17 protein-coding genes are annotated in these 16,125 nt (G+C 71.1%); 10 read left to right on the top strand and 7 right to left on the bottom strand.

Annotation, left to right across the window (positions count from 1 at the left end; translation table 11 throughout):
* The first annotated feature begins 90 nt into the window (after positions 1 to 90).
* Positions 91 to 939 carry a 3-hydroxyacyl-CoA dehydrogenase family protein gene (locus ACTFTM_RS26635; RefSeq protein WP_449563149.1) on the top strand — a complete coding sequence of 283 codons (849 nt, stop codon included), beginning with the start codon at positions 91 to 93 and terminating at the stop codon, positions 937 to 939.
* A 42-nt stretch (positions 940 to 981) separates the two neighbouring features.
* Here the strand turns inward: ACTFTM_RS26635 and ACTFTM_RS26630 are convergent, their stop codons facing one another.
* Together ACTFTM_RS26630 and ACTFTM_RS26625 are read right to left on the bottom strand one after the other, a co-directional pair.
* Positions 982 to 1,827, bottom strand: a complete 846-nt coding sequence (locus ACTFTM_RS26630) for an ABC transporter permease (protein WP_449563148.1) — start codon at positions 1,825 to 1,827, stop codon at positions 982 to 984.
* Positions 1,824 to 2,675, bottom strand: a complete 852-nt coding sequence (locus ACTFTM_RS26625; RefSeq protein ID WP_449563147.1) for an ABC transporter ATP-binding protein — start codon at positions 2,673 to 2,675, stop codon at positions 1,824 to 1,826. Before ACTFTM_RS26625 ends, ACTFTM_RS26630 begins: the two co-directional genes overlap by 4 nt.
* Positions 2,676 to 2,826: 151 nt before the next feature.
* On the opposite strand from ACTFTM_RS26625, the gene ACTFTM_RS26620 reads away from it, so the two are divergent.
* Positions 2,827 to 4,827 carry a protein meaA gene (locus tag ACTFTM_RS26620; protein ID WP_449563146.1) on the top strand — a complete coding sequence of 667 codons (2,001 nt, stop codon included), beginning with the start codon at positions 2,827 to 2,829 and terminating at the stop codon, positions 4,825 to 4,827.
* A 16-nt stretch (positions 4,828 to 4,843) separates the two neighbouring features.
* Here the strand turns inward: ACTFTM_RS26620 and ACTFTM_RS26615 are convergent, their stop codons facing one another.
* Together ACTFTM_RS26615 and ACTFTM_RS26610 are read right to left on the bottom strand one after the other, a co-directional pair.
* Positions 4,844 to 5,140 (bottom strand): DUF1540 domain-containing protein, encoded by a 297-nt coding sequence (locus ACTFTM_RS26615; RefSeq protein WP_355052875.1) that lies wholly within the window; start codon positions 5,138 to 5,140, stop codon positions 4,844 to 4,846.
* A gap of 11 nt (positions 5,141 to 5,151) precedes the next feature.
* Positions 5,152 to 5,352 carry a hypothetical protein gene (locus ACTFTM_RS26610; protein ID WP_449563145.1) on the bottom strand — a complete coding sequence of 67 codons (201 nt, stop codon included), beginning with the start codon at positions 5,350 to 5,352 and terminating at the stop codon, positions 5,152 to 5,154.
* Positions 5,353 to 5,984: 632 nt separating this feature from the next.
* On the opposite strand from ACTFTM_RS26610, the gene ACTFTM_RS26605 reads away from it, so the two are divergent.
* The gene (locus ACTFTM_RS26605) at positions 5,985 to 6,554 is read left to right on the top strand and encodes a hypothetical protein (protein ID WP_449563144.1); all 570 of its coding nucleotides are present in this window, start codon (positions 5,985 to 5,987) and stop codon (positions 6,552 to 6,554) included.
* An 86-nt stretch (positions 6,555 to 6,640) separates the two neighbouring features.
* On the opposite strand, the gene ACTFTM_RS26600 is transcribed toward ACTFTM_RS26605, so the two are convergent.
* The gene (locus tag ACTFTM_RS26600) at positions 6,641 to 7,258 is read right to left on the bottom strand and encodes a DUF4126 domain-containing protein (protein ID WP_449563143.1); all 618 of its coding nucleotides are present in this window, start codon (positions 7,256 to 7,258) and stop codon (positions 6,641 to 6,643) included.
* A 71-nt stretch (positions 7,259 to 7,329) separates the two neighbouring features.
* Between ACTFTM_RS26600 and nucS the strand changes: the two genes are divergently transcribed.
* A complete protein-coding gene (nucS, locus tag ACTFTM_RS26595; RefSeq protein WP_357134169.1) occupies positions 7,330 to 7,989 on the top strand; it encodes an endonuclease NucS in 660 nt (219 codons plus the stop codon).
* 7 nt (positions 7,990 to 7,996) lie between these two features.
* Here the strand turns inward: nucS and ACTFTM_RS26590 are convergent, their stop codons facing one another.
* Together ACTFTM_RS26590 and ACTFTM_RS26585 are read right to left on the bottom strand one after the other, a co-directional pair.
* A complete protein-coding gene (locus ACTFTM_RS26590) occupies positions 7,997 to 8,656 on the bottom strand; it encodes a methyltransferase domain-containing protein (RefSeq protein WP_449563142.1) in 660 nt (219 codons plus the stop codon).
* A 79-nt stretch (positions 8,657 to 8,735) separates the two neighbouring features.
* Positions 8,736 to 10,232 carry an aldehyde dehydrogenase family protein gene (locus ACTFTM_RS26585; protein WP_449563141.1) on the bottom strand — a complete coding sequence of 499 codons (1,497 nt, stop codon included), beginning with the start codon at positions 10,230 to 10,232 and terminating at the stop codon, positions 8,736 to 8,738.
* A gap of 256 nt (positions 10,233 to 10,488) precedes the next feature.
* Here ACTFTM_RS26585 and ACTFTM_RS26580 point away from each other — a divergent pair, with 256 nt between their 5' ends.
* The 6 genes from ACTFTM_RS26580 (at position 10,489) to ACTFTM_RS26555 (ending at position 16,058) form a co-directional block, all read left to right on the top strand.
* Entirely contained in the window at positions 10,489 to 10,905 is a 417-nt protein-coding gene (locus ACTFTM_RS26580) for an FHA domain-containing protein (protein WP_449563140.1), read from the top strand.
* Between the two features lie 93 nt (positions 10,906 to 10,998).
* Positions 10,999 to 12,132, top strand: coding sequence for an alpha/beta fold hydrolase (locus ACTFTM_RS26575; protein ID WP_449563139.1), 1,134 nt, complete (start codon positions 10,999 to 11,001; stop codon positions 12,130 to 12,132).
* A gap of 119 nt (positions 12,133 to 12,251) precedes the next feature.
* Complete coding sequence (locus ACTFTM_RS26570; protein ID WP_449563138.1) at positions 12,252 to 14,099, top strand: 3-hydroxyacyl-CoA dehydrogenase family protein; 1,848 nt, start codon at positions 12,252 to 12,254, stop codon at positions 14,097 to 14,099.
* Between the two features lie 41 nt (positions 14,100 to 14,140).
* A complete protein-coding gene (locus ACTFTM_RS26565) occupies positions 14,141 to 14,635 on the top strand; it encodes a SigE family RNA polymerase sigma factor (protein WP_449563137.1) in 495 nt (164 codons plus the stop codon).
* Positions 14,632 to 15,690, top strand: coding sequence for a hypothetical protein (locus ACTFTM_RS26560; protein WP_449563136.1), 1,059 nt, complete (start codon positions 14,632 to 14,634; stop codon positions 15,688 to 15,690). Before ACTFTM_RS26565 ends, ACTFTM_RS26560 begins: the two co-directional genes overlap by 4 nt.
* A gap of 38 nt (positions 15,691 to 15,728) precedes the next feature.
* Positions 15,729 to 16,058 (top strand): hypothetical protein, encoded by a 330-nt coding sequence (locus tag ACTFTM_RS26555; protein ID WP_387120701.1) that lies wholly within the window; start codon positions 15,729 to 15,731, stop codon positions 16,056 to 16,058.
* The last annotated feature ends 67 nt before the right edge of the window (positions 16,059 to 16,125 follow it).

The raw sequence follows: 16,125 nt of genomic DNA, 5'->3' as shown, positions 1-16,125 counted from the left end.
TAGCCATCGTTCAGGCTCGCGGGCTAGGGTCTGTTTCACACAGACCCCTAGGGTGCAGGCAGGCACCCAATCGCAGCGAGGGAGAAGCAGATGGCGGGTCGACTCGCGGTCGTCGGGGCCGGGCTGATGGGCTCCGGCATCGCCCAGGTGGCGGCCCAGGCGGGCTGGCAGGTGACGCTGCGCGACCTGGACGACGCGGCCACCACCCGGGGACTCGGCGGCATCCGGAAGTCGCTGGAGAAGTTCGCCGAGAAGGGCAAGATCGAGGCGTCCGACGTCGAGGCGACCCTCGCGCGGATCACGCCGACCACCGACCTGGAGGCCGCGGCGGACGCGGACATCGTGGTCGAGGCGGTCTTCGAACGGCTGGAGATCAAGCACGAGGTGTTCCGGGCTCTGGACAAGATCTGCAAGGCGGACGCGGTGCTCGCCACCAACACGTCGGCCATCCCGGTCACCCAGATCGCGGCGGTCACCGAGCGGCCCGAGGCCGTCGTCGGCACCCACTTCTTCTCGCCGGTGCCGATGATGCAGCTGTGTGAGCTGGTTCGCGGCTACAAGACCAGTGACGCCACGCTCGACACGGCACGGGCCTTCGCCGAGGAGATCGGCAAGACCGTGGTCGTGGTCAACCGGGACATCGCCGGCTTCGTGACCACCCGGCTGATCTCCGCCCTGGTGATGGAGGCGGTCAAGCTCGTCGAGTCCGGCGTCGTGTCGGCGGAGGACCTGGACACCGCCTGCCGGTTGGGCTTCGGGCACGCCATGGGTCCGCTGGCCACCACCGACCTGACCGGGGTGGACGTGCTGCTGCACGCCTCGAAGAACATCTACACCGACACGGCCGACGAGAAGTTCTTCCCGCCGGAGCTGCTCCAGCGCATGGTCACCGCCGGCGACCTGGGCCGCAAGACCGGCAAGGGCTTCTACACGTACTGATCAGGTGGCGACCGGGGCGGGCAGCCCGCCCCGGTCGTCCGCTCAGCCGTCGCGCTTGGTGGTCCAGCGGAAGGTGGTCAGGCAGAGCGCCAGGCCGATCACGCACCACAGGGCGAGCACCAGCGCCACCCGGCCCAGCTCGAACGAGCCGCCCGGCTCCTGCGCGCCGAAGCTCTCCGGCAGGAAGACCGCGCGCAGCCCCTGGCACATCCACTTGAGCGGGAACAGCGCCGCCACCTGCTGCATCCACGTGGGCAGGTCGGTGAAGACGAAGAACACCCCGGAGATGAACTGGAGCACCAGGGAGACCGGGGTGACCACGGCCGAGCCGCTGCGGGCCGTGCGGGCCAGCGACGAGATGGCGATGCCGGACAGGGTGCACGCGGTGACCCCGAGCACGGACACCCAGCCGAAGGTGAGCCACTTCCCGGCGGTGCCGGGCAGGTCGAGGTCGAACAGCGCCACCGCGAAGGCCAGCAGCACGGCCGTCTCGGCGATGCCGATCGCCACCACCATGATCACTTTGCCGGCGAACCAGACCCATTTCGGCATCGGTGTTCCCCGGTAGCGCTTGAGCATTCCCCGGTCCCGCTCGACCGGGATCCAGATGCCGAGGTTCTGGAAGCTCACCGTCATCAGGCCGGTCGCGATCATGCCGGTGATGAAGTACTGGGTGAACTTAACCCCGCCGCCGATCGTCCCGTCGAAGATCGACGCGAAGATCAGGATCATGATGATGGGGAAGCCCATCGTGAAGACCACGGACTCCCGGCTGCGCAGGAACTGGGTGATCTCCAGGCGGCCCTGCCGCAGGGCGAGCGCGCCGGCGCCGACCCGTCGGCCGGGCGTCGCGGCGACCGGCGTCGCCGGCTTCGTCGTGGTCGTCATCGCGCGTGTCCGATCATCGTGAGGTAGACGTCCTCCAGGGTCGGCCGGGTCACCGTGAGCCCGGGGACCTCGCCGCCGTACCGCGCGGCCAGGTCGGCGACCAGGGCCGTCGGCGTCGCGCTCTGCGCGCTCTCCCAGACCCCGTCCGGGGTACGCCACGACACCGTCGCGAGGGCCTCCTGCCGGTTGCCCAGCCGGTCCGGCGTGGCCACCTCGACCAGTTGGCCGCCGGCGATCACGCCGACCCGGTCGGCGAGCGTCTCCGCCTCGTCTAGGTAGTGGGTGGTGAGCAGGATCGTGGTGCCGGCGGCCGCCAGGTCGCGGATCAGCTCCCAGAACTCGCGGCGGGCCTCCGGGTCGAAGCCGGTGGTCGGCTCGTCGAGGAAGAGCAGTTCGGGACGGCCGATGATGCCCAGCGCCACGTCGAGGCGGCGCTTCTGCCCACCGGAGAGGGTGTGGGTACGGGCCTTGGCCTTAGCGCCCAGCCCGACCCGCTCGATCACCTTGGCGGGGTCGTCCGCGTCGGGGTAGAAGCCGGAGAAGTGTCGGACCACCTCGGCCACGGTCAGCTCGTCGAACTCGCCGGTGCCCTGGAGCACGATGCCGACCCGCGAGCGCCAGGCGGCGTCCGGCCGGGCCGGGTCCGCGCCGAGTACGGCCACCTCTCCGGCATCCCGGTGCCGGTAGCCCTCCAGGATCTCCACCGTGGTGGTCTTGCCCGCGCCGTTCGGGCCGAGCAACGCGAACACCTCGCCCCGGTGGACGTCGAGATCCACACCCGCCACAGCCACGTTGTCGCCGTACGCCTTGCGCAGCCCACGGACGGAGATGGCCAGCTCATCATCCATGACGTCCAGTGTGCGTCCTGGCGGCAAGTGGCGGGTGCCCGGGGTGTGGCGGTCCCCGCCACCGCGGGCGCTTCGCACCCGGGCGTCCTCGACATGGACCTGTGTGGTTTTCCACAACCTCTTCTACTGAACGGTAACTTAGACTCCGGCCATGGATGAGACGCCGAGCCGGCTGCCCGAGCGGGACCGCCCGTGGGTCATGCGCACGTACGCCGGCCACTCGTCGGCCGCCGCCACCAACGCGCTCTTCCGCCGCAACCTCGCCAAGGGTCAGACCGGCCTGTCGGTCGCCTTCGACCTGCCCACCCAGACCGGGTACGACCCCGACCACGAGTTGGCCGCCGGCGAGGTCGGCCGGGTCGGCGTGCCGGTGGCCCACCTCGGCGACATGCGGGCGCTCTTCGACGGCATCCCGCTCGCCGAGATGAACACCTCGATGACCATCAACGCTCCAGCGATGTGGCTGCTCGCCCTCTACGGGACCGTGGCGGCGGAACAGGGATCGACCACCGACAGGCTGTCCGGCACCACGCAGAACGACATCATCAAGGAGTACCTGTCCCGGGGGACGTACATCTTTCCGCCGGCGGCCTCGCTGCGGCTGACGGCGGACGTCATCGCGCACACCCTGACGGCGATGCCGAGGTGGAACCCGGTCAACATCTGCTCGTACCACCTCCAGGAGGCCGGCGCGACGCCCGTGCAGGAGGTCGGCTTCGCCCTGGCCACCGCCGTCGCCGTCCTCGACATGGTCCGCGACTCCGGACAGGTGCCCGCCGAGCGGATGGGCGACGTGGTGCAGCGCGTCTCGTTCTTCGTGAACGCGGGCGTGCGCTTCGTCGAGGAGATCGCCAAGATGCGCGCGTTCGGCGTGCTGTGGGACGAGATCACCCGGGACCGGTACGGCGTGACCGAGGCCCGGCAGCGGCGGTTCCGCTACGGCGTGCAGGTCAACTCGCTCGGCCTCACCGAGGCGCAGCCGGAGAACAACATCCAGCGCATCGTGCTGGAGATGCTCGGCGTGACCATGTCCCGCGACGCCCGGGCCCGCGCCGTGCAACTGCCCGCCTGGAACGAGGCGCTCGGTCTGCCCCGTCCCTGGGACCAGCAGTGGTCGCTACGCATGCAGCAGGTCCTGGCGTACGAGTCGGACCTGCTCGAATACCCCGACCTCTTCGCCGGCTCGCACGTGATGACCGCGCTCGTCGACGAGATCGTCACCGGGGCGCGGGTCGAGTTGGACGCCGTGTTGGAGATGGGCGGGGTGGTGGCCGCCGTGGAGACCGGCTATCTCAAGAGCGCGCTGGTCGCCTCGCTGGCCGAGCGCCGCCGCCGGATGGAGGCCGGCGTCGACGTGGTGGTCGGCGTCAACCGCTTCGCCGAGACCGAACCGTCCCCGCTGACGGCGGCGGGCGCCGAGGCTGTCGAACAGGTCGATCCCATGGTCGAGGCGGCCGCCGTCGCCTCCGTACATCGATGGCGTGCCGGGCGGGACGACGCGGCGGTCGACGCGGCACTGGCCCGGCTCCGCGCGGACGCCGCGACCACCGCCAACCTGACGCCGGCGACCCTGGAGTGTGTACGGGCCGGGGTGACCACCGGGGAGTGGGCCGGCGCGTTGCGCGAGGTCTTCGGTGAGTACCGGGCTCCGACCGGCCTGTCCGGCGCCACCGGCAGCGGCGGCGACGCGGGTCTCGCGGCGGTGCGTGAGCGCGTTGCCGCGACCGCGCGCGAGATCGGCAGTGGGCGGCTGCGGTTGCTCGTCGGCAAGCCCGGCCTGGACGGGCACTCCAACGGCGCGGAGCAGATCGCCGTACGTGCCCGCGATGCCGGCTTCGAGGTCGTCTATCAGGGCATCCGGCTGACCGCCGGGCAGATCGTCGCCGCCGCCGTCGAGGAGGACGTCGACCTGGTCGGGCTGTCCGTACTGTCCGGCTCACACCTGGCGGCCGTGCCCGCGGTGCTCGACGGGCTGCGCGCCGCCGGCCGGGCGGACCTGCCCGTGGTGGTGGGCGGCATCATCCCCGCCGGTGACGCCGACACCCTGCTCGCCGCCGGAGTGGCCCGGGTCTTCACGCCGAAGGACTTCGCCCTCACCGGCATCATCGACGACCTGGTGACGGTCATCCGGCAGGCCAACGACCTGGCCTGAACGGTCCGTCGGAGGGTCAGCGGCCGGCGTACGTCATGCAGTCGGCCAGGTCGTTGTCCGGCCCGACCTTGATCGACGAGGCGTGGCACTCCAACTGCTCGTTGTGCCGACAGTCGGAACGCTGGCAGGCGCCCACCTGCGCGGTGAGACCGTCCACCCCGCCCCGGACCGGCGACTCGACGAAAGTGTGGCAGTGCGCGTGGTCCATGCTGCCGATCGTGATGGCGAAGGCGTGGCAGTCGCCGCCCTGGTTGTACGCGCACGCCGCGACGACGCATTCCTGGACTCGGGGCATCTCCATTGCAGTGGTCATGCCGACCTCCTCTAGGTTCCTGCCCCGATATTAGGCATTTGCGGCGCTGCGCAGACCCGATACGCCCGTCTGTCCATCCGGCCTGACCGGCTCTCTGTCGGCTTGACGGCCACGCCGGCGTTGACGGCCACGCCGGCGTTGACGGCCACGCCGGCCTTGACGGCCACGCCGGCCTTGACGGCCACGCCGGCCTTGCCCCGCATGATCGACACGAGATCGCCGATATCGCGGTGTCATCCGGCCCCGGATACCCCGACGTCGGCGATGTGGAGTCGATCACCGCCTGGATGCCTCTCCTACCGGTCGCGTCGGTCGTGGGGACTGAGCGCTATGTCCGGTTGTGGGGTGTCTGTGGTGACCGGCTGCACCCGCCGGCCGGAATCGTGGCGGGCCGGGGGTCGTTACACACCCTGACGATCGCAGGACCACCGGGCCGCCCGCCTGCGGGAATGACCCCGGACCGCAGGTCGTTTCACCCGGACCCGGCACCGACGAGCCGCCCGCCCCGCGGGAATGACCCCGCCCATCGGGTCGTTACACACGGACCGGCCGCCGCGAGGAACCCGCCCGCAGGCCGCACGGAATGGCCCCGCCCGCCGGGTCGTTACACACGGACCGGCCGCCACGAGCCCCCCGCTCGCAGGCCGCCAAAGCCCCCCGGGAATGACCCGGCCCCCCGGGTCGTTACACCCGACCCGGCGCCGCAAGCCCCTCCGGCTCGCCGGCCGCCGCCCCCCTCTTCACGTCTTTGCACAGCGCCCGGACGAGGTGCTGACACCCCATGTTCACCGCCCCCCGCAACAGGTGGCGTGTGGGTGTTTCCTACCCCCGAAGGAGCAACCCCATGAACACGATCTTCCGCAAGAGCATGCTGTCCGTTGCTGGTCTCGCGTTCGCCGGTGGCGTGTTCGCCGGCCCGATCGCCGCCCACGCCGCCACCCCGGCCGTGGACGCCAAGCCCACCGCCGCCGCAGCGGTGCAGACCGCCGCGCCCAAGCCGCAGGGCGACCAGTCGCACATCACCCTCAACGGTGAGCAGACCGCCAACGCCAAGGCCATCATCGCGGCCACGAAGAAGGCCGGCCTGCCGGAGCGGGCCGCGGTCATCTCGATCGCGACGAGCCTGCAGGAGTCCAAGCTGGAGAACCTGGGTCACCTCGGCGACGCCAACGACCACGACTCCCTGGGTCTGTTCCAGCAGCGCCCCACCTCGGGTTGGGGCACGCCGGAGCAGATCACCAACCCCGAGTACTCGACCACCGCGTTCCTCAAGGGCCTCAAGCAGGTCGACGGCTGGCAGGACATGCCCCTGACCGACGCCGCGCAGACCGTGCAGGTCTCGGCCTACCCGGACGCGTACGCGCAGTGGGAGCAGCAGGCCACCGACCTCGTCGGCCAGTACTGGAACAGCTGACACACCGAACAGCCAAGAACGACCGATGGCCGGCACCCGACAACGGGCGCCGGCCATCGCCGTATCCGAAGGCGCTGAGCCGAGTGTCAGACGCGGAAGCCGGCGGCGCGGGCCGCCTCGCGTTCCCGGCGGCGTTCGGAGCGTCGACGGAGGAACCAGTAGACGAAGACGACCAGGCCCACCAGGAAGGCGAGTACGAGCACCGGCAGGATGACCGCGACCAGGGACATGACCACGCTCGTCGCGTCCTCGGCGGTGCTGGCAACCGGGGCGCCGAAACCGGCGGTGGTCGCGTTGATGACCGGACGTGCGGCGGACTTGAGCAGGTGCACGCCGAAGGCGAGAAGTACGCCGGTGGCTACCGGCACCCACTGGTGGCTGGAGAAGAAGCTCCCCGGGTCGCTGACCGTGACCGTCTCGGACGAGGAGCCGGCCCCGAAGGCGAGGCCGCCGGCGGTGGGTCGGACGACGGTCTGCACCACGTCGTTGACGTGGTCGACGACCGGCACCTTGTCCGCCACCATCTCGACGGCGAGCAGGACGGCGAGGATGACGATGACCCAGCCGTTGCCGAGCCACGTCCAGCCACTGGGCAGGTCGATCAGGTTGGTGTAGCGGCCGAGGAGGCCGAGGACGAGCAGGGGTATGTAGGCGTTCAGCCCCGCTGAGGCGGCGAGGCCGGTGCCGGTGAGGACTTCGAACACGGTCTCAGCATCGCACCGACGCGCCAGTGCCGCTCGGTGGCGGTCGCGGGCTGCTCGGCTACCCTCGTCGGGTGCGGTTGGTCATTGCGAAGTGCTCGGTGGACTACGTCGGACGGCTCTCGGCTCACCTGCCGCCGGCAACGCGGCTGTTGATGGTGAAGGCGGACGGGTCGGTGTCGATTCACGCCGACGACCGTGCGTACAAGCCGCTGAACTGGATGAGCCCGCCGTGTCGGCTGGAGGAGGCCCCCGGCGTGTGGCGGGTGGTCAACAAGGCCGGCGAGGAGTTGCGGATCACCCTGGAGGAGGTCTTCCAGGACACCTCGTACGAGCTGGGTGTGGATCCCGGCCTGCGCAAGGACGGGGTGGAGGCGCATCTCCAGGAGTTGCTGGCGGCCAACCCGACCGTGCTGGGCGAGGGGTTCACGTTGGTGCGCCGCGAGTACATGACGGCGATCGGCCCGGTGGACCTGCTGTGCCGGGACGCGAATTCCGGCGCCGTGGCCGTTGAGATCAAGCGGCGGGGCGAGATCGACGGCGTGGAGCAGTTGACCCGCTACCTCGAACTCATGAACCGTGACCCGCTGCTCAGCCCGGTGACCGGGGTGTTCGCGGCGCAGGAGATCAAGCCGCAGGCCCGGGTGCTCGCCGCTGACCGGGGCATCCGGTGCGTCGTCGTCAACTACGACCGGCTGCGCGGCATCGAGAAGGACGAGCTGACCCTCTTCTGACCGGAGCTCACGACCCCGTTCGTACGGCGATCAACGATTTCGGCAGGCCGAAGGCCCGTTCGACGAGCATCGTCGAGTCCGGAAAGTAGTGGCGCATCTGCGAACGGTCCAACAGTTCGGTCCAGAGCACCTGGTGGATGGCCGCCTCGTGGCTGCGGGTCGGTTTGTGACCCAGGGGCCAGCGGCGAGCGAGCGCTGTGCGCATCCGGATCGGCAGGAACTGCATCCCGGGCGCGATCCAGTGCGGCTCGATGGGGAAGTAGCGGTAGGGCGTCTGCACCCAGTGCCGATCGGCCAGCGAACGCGCCGCGGCGGCGAACCGCAGTCGGCGCTCGTGCCCGCCGACGTGTTCCAGCACGGAGTTGGAGAAGACCAGGTCGTAGGCGCCCTTGGCGACATGGGGTGGCAGGTCGCAGGCATCGGCCTGCTCGACGTGGGCCCACTCGGGTACGGCGGCGGGCGGTTGTTCCAGGTTGACCACGGTGACCCGGGCCGGCCGGACGGTGGCGCGGTGCCAGGTGCCGAGCCGGCCGCCGAGGTCGACGACGTGCATGTCGCCGATGTCGGGGAAGGTGCGCGCCAGCCACTCCGAACGACGACGCCGCTGCCGAGCGCTCCACGACTGGTCACTGTCGACAAGGCGGTGTCGCAATCGATTGTGGCCCATTTAACGCAATGTACCGCCGTGCGTACGGCGTATAAACATGTGGATACACCGATCGGGTCGCAGATCGGCTATCCGACACTCATCTGCCGTACATCACCTTGATGGCCTTGACGAGACGCGCCACGTCGGCCGGGGTGCGGTCGAAGGTCATCGACGGCAGCAGCGAGCGCGCTCGACGCCGGGTGATGGCCTTGGCGCGGGCGAACTCGCGGAGGCCGTCCTCGCCGTGGATCCGCCCGAAGCCGGAGTCGCCGACGCCGCCGAACGGCAGCGTGGACATCCCGGCGAAGGTCAGGGCGGAGTTGACCGAGGTCATCCCCGAGCGCAGGCGCCGCGCGACGCTCACCGCACGCCGCCGGCCGAAGACCGAACCCCCCAGGCCGTACGACAGGGCGTTGGCGCGGGCGACGGCCTCGTCGGCGTCGCGGACCCGGCTGATGGTCACCGTCGGACCGAAGGTCTCCTCGCGGACGGCGGCCGAGTCCTCCGGTACGTCCACGAGCACGGTCGGATGCACGTACGGTGGCTGCACCGCGTCCGGGCCGCCGACCAGGGCGCGACCGCCGGAGCTGACCGCGGCCTCGATGTGGCGGCGGATCACGTCGATCTGGCCAGGCATCGTGATCGGGCCGATGTCGGCGCCTTCGGGGCCGACGGTCAGCCGGCCGGCGCGGTCGACCACCTTGTCGACGAAGGCGTCGAAGACCGTGTCGACGGCGTAGACGCGCTCGATGCCGATGCAGGTCTGGCCGGCGTTGGTCATGGCGCCCCAGACGCACGCCTCGGCGGCGGCGTCCAGGTTGGCGTCGCTGTCGACGATCATCGCGTCCTTGCCGCCGCCCTCGATCAGCACCGGCGTCAGCGTCTCGGCGCAGGCGGCCATCACCTTGCGGGCGGTAGCGGTCGACCCGGTGAAGGCCACCTTGTCGACCCCGGAGCGGCACAGCGCCGCACCGACGTCGCCGAGCCCGTGTACGGCGGTGAACACCGGCTGCTCGGGCACCACCTCCGCGAACGTGTCCACCAGCCACTGGCCGACGACGGGCGTGTACTCGCTGGGCTTGAGCACGACGGCGTTGCCGGCGGCCAGGGCGTACGCGGCGGAGCCGAGCGGGGTGAGAACCGGGTAGTTCCACGGCCCGATCACACCCACCACGCCGTGCGGCTGGTATTCCAGGTGCGCGGAGAACTCGGCGAGGACGAGCCGGGACCGTACCCGGCGTGGGCCGAGCACACGGCGAGCGTTGCGGGCGGACCAGTCGACGTGTTCGATCGCGCTGGCGATCTCGACGATGCCGTCGGCGACCGGCTTGCCACCCTCGGCGTGCATCAGCTCGGCGAGCTGCTCGACGCGCTGGGCGAGCAGCGCGCGCCAGCGCAGCAGCCGCTGGCGGCGGCCGGCGAAGTCCAGACCTGCCCACCACTCGCTGGCGGCGCGGGCACGCTCGACGGCCTGCCGTACGTCCGCGTCGGTGGCGACGGGGAGGCGGCCGGCCTCGACGCCGGTGGCCGGACTGGTGGAGACCAACTGGTGCGCCTCGATGAGGGGGGTGCCGGGGACATGCACAGCCGTCATGGCCGGAAGTCTAGTTCCGAAGATTACTCACCGGTAGGTCCCTTGTTGGAGCTCAGGTCGCCGACCCCTGTCGCCCTGACCGATCGTTGATCAGTGCAGGTCAGTGCGTTGGTGAACGAAAACGCCCGTCCGAATCGTCGAACAGCGGGTGACCGGGAGGTGACGAGGAGCTGACCGGCTGGTCGGTATTGACGATTACCGTCTGATGGCAAGCTGACGCGCGGAGTAATGGTGTGGGGTGGAGGGCTGACTGTCCATGGAGGAACATCCGGAACTGATGCCGTTGTTGACGGTCGCCGGTGGGCCGATGCGCGGAGCGAGCTTTCGTCTGCGGGTCGAGCCGCAGGTGATCGGTCGGGCGCCGACCGGCCACGTGGTGATCAACGATCCGCATCTGAGTCGCCGGCACGCCGAGGTGTGGCTGGCCCCCGAGGGCGCGTCGTTACGCGACCTGGGTTCGACCAACGGCACGTGGCTCAACGACCGCCGGATCACCGAGGTGGAACGTCTCTCCGACGGTGACGTGATCCGGCTGGGCCGCACCGAGCTGCGCCTGTTCGATCCGGGGGTCGCCCACACGGATCCGGTCGGGCTCAGCTTCGGGGTCTCCCGGCGGGATGTCCGACCGACGTTGCCGCTGCCGCTGGCCACACCTCCCGGGGCCCGCCGCTGACCCCGGGCCTGCCGCAGTTGGTGGCCGGCCACACCGTGCGGTGTCCCGGGGTGGCTGGTCGGCACCTGGACCGGCGGGAGCCGGCGTGGCAGCATGCCGCGGATGGAAATCGAGCAGCGGGTCGTGACGGCGAACGGCATCACCCAGGCGGTACGGGTGGCCGGCCCGCCGGACGGCACTCCGGTGCTCCTGATCCACGGCAACTGCTCGTCCTCGCTTTTCTGGGAGCCGCTGATCCGGCGGCTGCCACCGACGCTGCGGATCGTCGCCCCTGACCTGCGTGGGTACGGCGACTCCGCTACCGCCCCGGTGGACGCGACGCGCGGCCTGCGGGACTTCGCCGACGACGTCGCCGCCCTGCTGGACGACCCGACGCTCTTCGCCACCCCCGGCAGCCCCACCGCCGGCAGCGCCACCGCCGAGAGCGCCACCGCCGGCAGCGCCGGTGGCGGAACTCGACCGGTCGTGGTCGGCCACTCCCTCGGCGGGGGAGTGGCGATGCGGCTGCTGGTCGACCATCCGCACCGGGTGGGCGCGCTGCTGCTGGCCGCGCCGGTGTCTCCGTACGGCTTCGGTGGCACGCGCGACCTGATCGGTACGCCGACCACGCCCGACTTCGCCGGTACCGGCGCCGGCACGGCCAACCGGGACTTCGTCGCGCGGCTCGCCGAGGGCGACCGGGGCGCAGACGAGCCGGCCAGCCCGCGCGCGGTGCTGCGTGCCGCCTACGTGGCCGACCCGGCCTCGCTGGGCGTCGACGAGGATCTGCTGCTGGACAGCGTGCTGTCCACGGCGACCGGCGACGACAACTATCCGGGTACGGCGGTGCCCTCCGCGAACTGGCCGGGTACCGCGCCGGGGGAACGCGGAGTCCTCAACGCGCTCGCCCCGACCTGGTTCCGAATCGCCGACGAGCTGGTGGCCGTCGCACACAAACCCGAGATCGCGTGGGTGCGCGGGGACGCCGACGTGATCGTGTCGGACACGTCGCTGTTCGACCTGCCGTACCTGGGTTCGCTGGGTGTCGTACCGGGCTGGCCGGGCGCCGAGTCCTGCCCGCCGCAGCCCATGGTCGGCCAGACCCGGGCGGTGCTGGAGCGGTACGCGGCGGCCGGCGGGGCGTACCGCGAGGTGGTGTTGCCCGGCTGCGGACACAGCCCGCACCTGGAACGTCCGGGGGAGTTCGTGGCGGAGCTGCTGGCGCTGACCGACGCGCAGGCCGGGTAGGGCGCACCGTGGGTGAAATATCCCACGGCGTCTCGACAACCCTGCGGCACGTGGCAGACTCGCGCGCAAAGCCTTAGCGGCCGTTCAGTGGCCGTACGGAGTGTCTGGGGAGGCCGGTCGTGGCGCGCGAGTTCAGCACCGTCGGTGTCGTGGGGCTGGGCACCATGGGTGCCGGCATCGTCGAGGTCTTCGCCCGCAACGGCATCGACGTCGTCGCGGTCGAGATCGCCGAGGCGGCGCTGGAGCGCGGTCGGGCCACCCTGAAGGGCTCCACCGACCGGGCGGTCGCCAAGGGCAAGCTCGCCGAGGCGGACCGCGACGCCCTGCACGAGCGGGTGCGCTTCGAGGTCGGGCTGGACGCGCTGCACTCCGTCGACCTGGTCATCGAGGCGGTGCCCGAACACCTCGACCTCAAGCAGCGGATCTTCGCGGAGCTGGACCGGGTCTGCAAACCGGAGGCCGTCCTCGCCACCAACACGTCGTCGCTGAGCGTCACCGAGATCTCGGTGGCCACCAGCCGGCCCAACCAGGTGATCGGCATCCACTTCTTCAACCCGGCCCCGGTGATGAAGCTGGTCGAGGTGGTCCGCACCGTCGTCACCGCGCCCGAGGTCGTCGCCGACGTCGAGGCGCTGTGCGCCCGGCTCGGCAAGGTCGACGTCACCATCAACGACCGGGCCGGCTTCATCGCCAACGCGCTGCTCTTCGGCTACCTCAACCACGCGGTCGCGATGTTCGAGTCGCACTACGCGACCCGGGAGGACATCGACGCCGCCATGAAGCTCGGTTGCGGCCTGCCGATGGGCCCACTGGCGCTGATGGACCTGATCGGCCTGGACACCGCGTACGAGATCCTGGACACGATGTACCGGCGAGGGGGTCGGGACCGTCGGCACGCCCCCGTGCCGCTGCTCAAGCAGATGGTCACCGCGGGACTGCTCGGCCGCAAGTCCGGCCGCGGCTTCTACACCTACGAGCGGCCCGGTTCGCCGAAGGTCGTACCCGATGGGACGACGCCGCCGGCGACGGACGCCGCGCTCGCCGACGGCGCGCGCGCCATCTACGCCGAGGTGGGCATCGGGAGCGCGAGGAGTGAGCTTGCGGGCCCCGCAGTCGTGACCAAGGTCGGCATTGTGGGTTCCGGAACGATGGCCACCGGGATCATCGAGGTGTTCGCCAAGGCCGGGTACGAGGTCGTCTCGGTGACCCGGGGCGCCGAGAAGTCCGCATCGGTCTGCGAGGCCGTGAAGACGTCGCTGAACAAGGGCGTGGTCCGGGGCAAGCTCGCCGAGGCCGACCGGGACGCGGCGCTCGGCCGGATCACCTGGACGGCCACCCTCGACCACCTCGCCGACGTCGACCTGGTCGTCGAGGCGGTCGTCGAGGAGTTGAGCGTCAAGAAGGCGCTCTTCGCGAGCCTCGACGAGATCTGCAAGCCGGGCGTGGTGCTGGCCACCACGACCTCGTCGCTGCCGGTGATCGACGTGGCGATGGCCACCCAGCGACCGGCCGACGTGGTGGGTCTGCACTTCTTCAACCCGGCGCCGGTCATGCCGCTCGTCGAGGTCGTCCGGACCATTCGCACCTCCCCGGAGGCCACCGCGACCGCGCGGGCGGTCTGCGCCGCGCTGGGCAAGACCGGCGTGGTCTGCGGCGACCGGTCCGGGTTCATCGTCAACGCGCTGCTCTTCCCGTACCTGAACGACGCGGTCAGGATGCTGGAGGCCAGCTACTCGACGGCCGACGACATCGACCACGCCATGAAGCTGGGCTGCGGCTACCCGATGGGCCCGTTCGAGCTGCTCGACGTGGTGGGGCTGGACGTCGCGCTGGCGATCCAGCGCGAGCTGTACCTGGAGCTGCGCGAGCCGGGCTTCGCGCCCGCGCCGCTGCTGGAACACCTGGTCACCGCCGGTTACCTCGGCCGTAAGACCCGTCGCGGCTTCCGCGACCACTCGCACCGCTGACCGGGTCAACGCCGGAGGGTCCCGGCCGCGTCTAGGAGGATGTGACCTTCGAGGAGTACGTCGGCAGTCGCGGCCCGGCCCTGATGCGGCTGGCGCGGCTGTTGACCGGTGACGAGCACCGGGCCGAGGACCTCACCCAGGAGGTGCTGTCCCGGGCGTACGTGCAGTGGAGGCGGATCTCCCGCGCCGACCGGCCCGACGTGTACGTGCGCCGGATGCTGGTCAACGCCAACAACTCCTGGTGGCGCCGCCGGTCGAATCGGGAGCTGGTCGTCGACGGCGTCGGGGATCGGCCGCACCGCGTCGACGTGGGTGGGGAGGCGGCCGACCGGGACGAGATGTGGCGGCTGATCCTCGGCCTGCCCGACCGTCAACGGGCGGTGCTGGTGCTGCGCTACTACGAGGACCTCGACGACGCGACCATCGCCCAGATCCTGGAGTGCTCGCAGGTCACCGTCCGCACCCACGCGATGCGGGCGCTCGCCAACCTCCGGCAGCGCTGCGGCGCACCGGCGACAAACGGGAGCCGACCGTGACCGACCTCGACCAGCGGATCAACCAGACGTTGCGCCAGCGCGCCGAGGGCAGCGTGGACACCGACCGGCTGTTGGCCGCCGCGGTCGTGCAGGGGCGCAGTCGGGTACGCCGCCGACGTGCTGTCGCGGGCATCGCGCTCGGCGTCGTGGCGGTCCTCGGCCTGGGTGCGGCCACCGACCCGGTCGGCCTGATCGACTCCGGCCCGGACGTCGTACCCGGCCTGGCGCTGACGGAGGAAGCTCCCGTGCCCGTCGTGCCACCCCGGGCCGACGGTGTGCCGGGCGCGGCCGCCCGACCGGACCTCATCGGCGCCGATCCGCAGTTGTTGCACTTCGGGTTCGTCCCGGACGGGCTCCGCTATCTCTCCTGGTCGGTGCAGAGCGGCGTGGAGATGGCGCGGCTCGACGTGGCCGGCGACACGGTCACCCTGGAGCTGTCGGCGTCCGCCGAGGCGCTGCCCATGCGTGCCCAGGGCCTGCCGGCGCTGGTACCGGAGCTGATCGCCGAGGGCGTCTTCGACGGATCGGTGTCACACGCCACCGGGCCCTACGGCGTGACGGTCTGGCTGCGGCACTGGCAACCCGCCCCCGGGGTGTACGCCCGCGCCACCGCCATCGGCGACGACCAGCAGGACCTTTTCGACGTGGCAGCCGCCTTGCGGCTCGACCAGGCGCACCACTGCGGGGGGCCGCTGCGGCTCACCGGCCTTCCGCCGGGTACCCGGGTCACCCGGTGCGACGTGACGGTCGCGCCGTTCCCGGCCGCGTTCGGCGTGCAGATGATGGTCTCCGGGAGCAAGCCGGGCGGCATTCAGGTCGAGTTGCAGTACGCCAGGGGTATCGCGTCGAGCCGTACCGACGGGAACCGCATGATCGGCGACAAACCAGCCAACATCGATCTCCGGAGTGGGGAACTCGAACTGCTCGGCTTCCCCAAGGCCCACCTGACCGCGAACTTCGGCTGGCCGGCGCAGGGCTACACCGAGCAGGACGCGGCGACGGTGCTGGGTGGGGCGCAGGTCGCCGAGCACCTGGACCGGCCCACGACCTGGTGACCGCCCGGGGTGTCCCGCCCGAGGTGACCGTACGCTTGGTGACTGTGAGCCCCCGTCGCAACCGCCCTCGCCGGGACGAGAACGCCAACCTGGACGCCGATCGGGTCCGCCAGGGCGTCGCCTCGGTGCAGCAGTGGACCGACGGCGCCTGGCAGGTACGAGGGATAGGGGCGGGCGCGTCGGTCAAGACGTACCGCTGTCCCGGTTGTGACCAGGAGATTCGACCCGGTGTGGCGCACCTGGTGGCCTGGCCGGCGGACGGCCTGGGCGACCTGACCGACCGCCGGCACTGGCACAGCGGCTGCTGGCGTGCCCGGGAGCGGCGTGGCCCGGCGGTGCAGCGCGGCCGGAGCGCGCCGCGCTACTGAGCGACCCGGCCGGGCGCCTCGCGTCCCGGCTCAGTGACCCGGCCGGGCGCCTCGCGTCCCGGCTCAG

It is taken from the genome of Micromonospora sp. RB23 (genome assembly GCF_053585025.1).
This window is presented reverse-complemented; position numbering and strand designations above follow the sequence as displayed.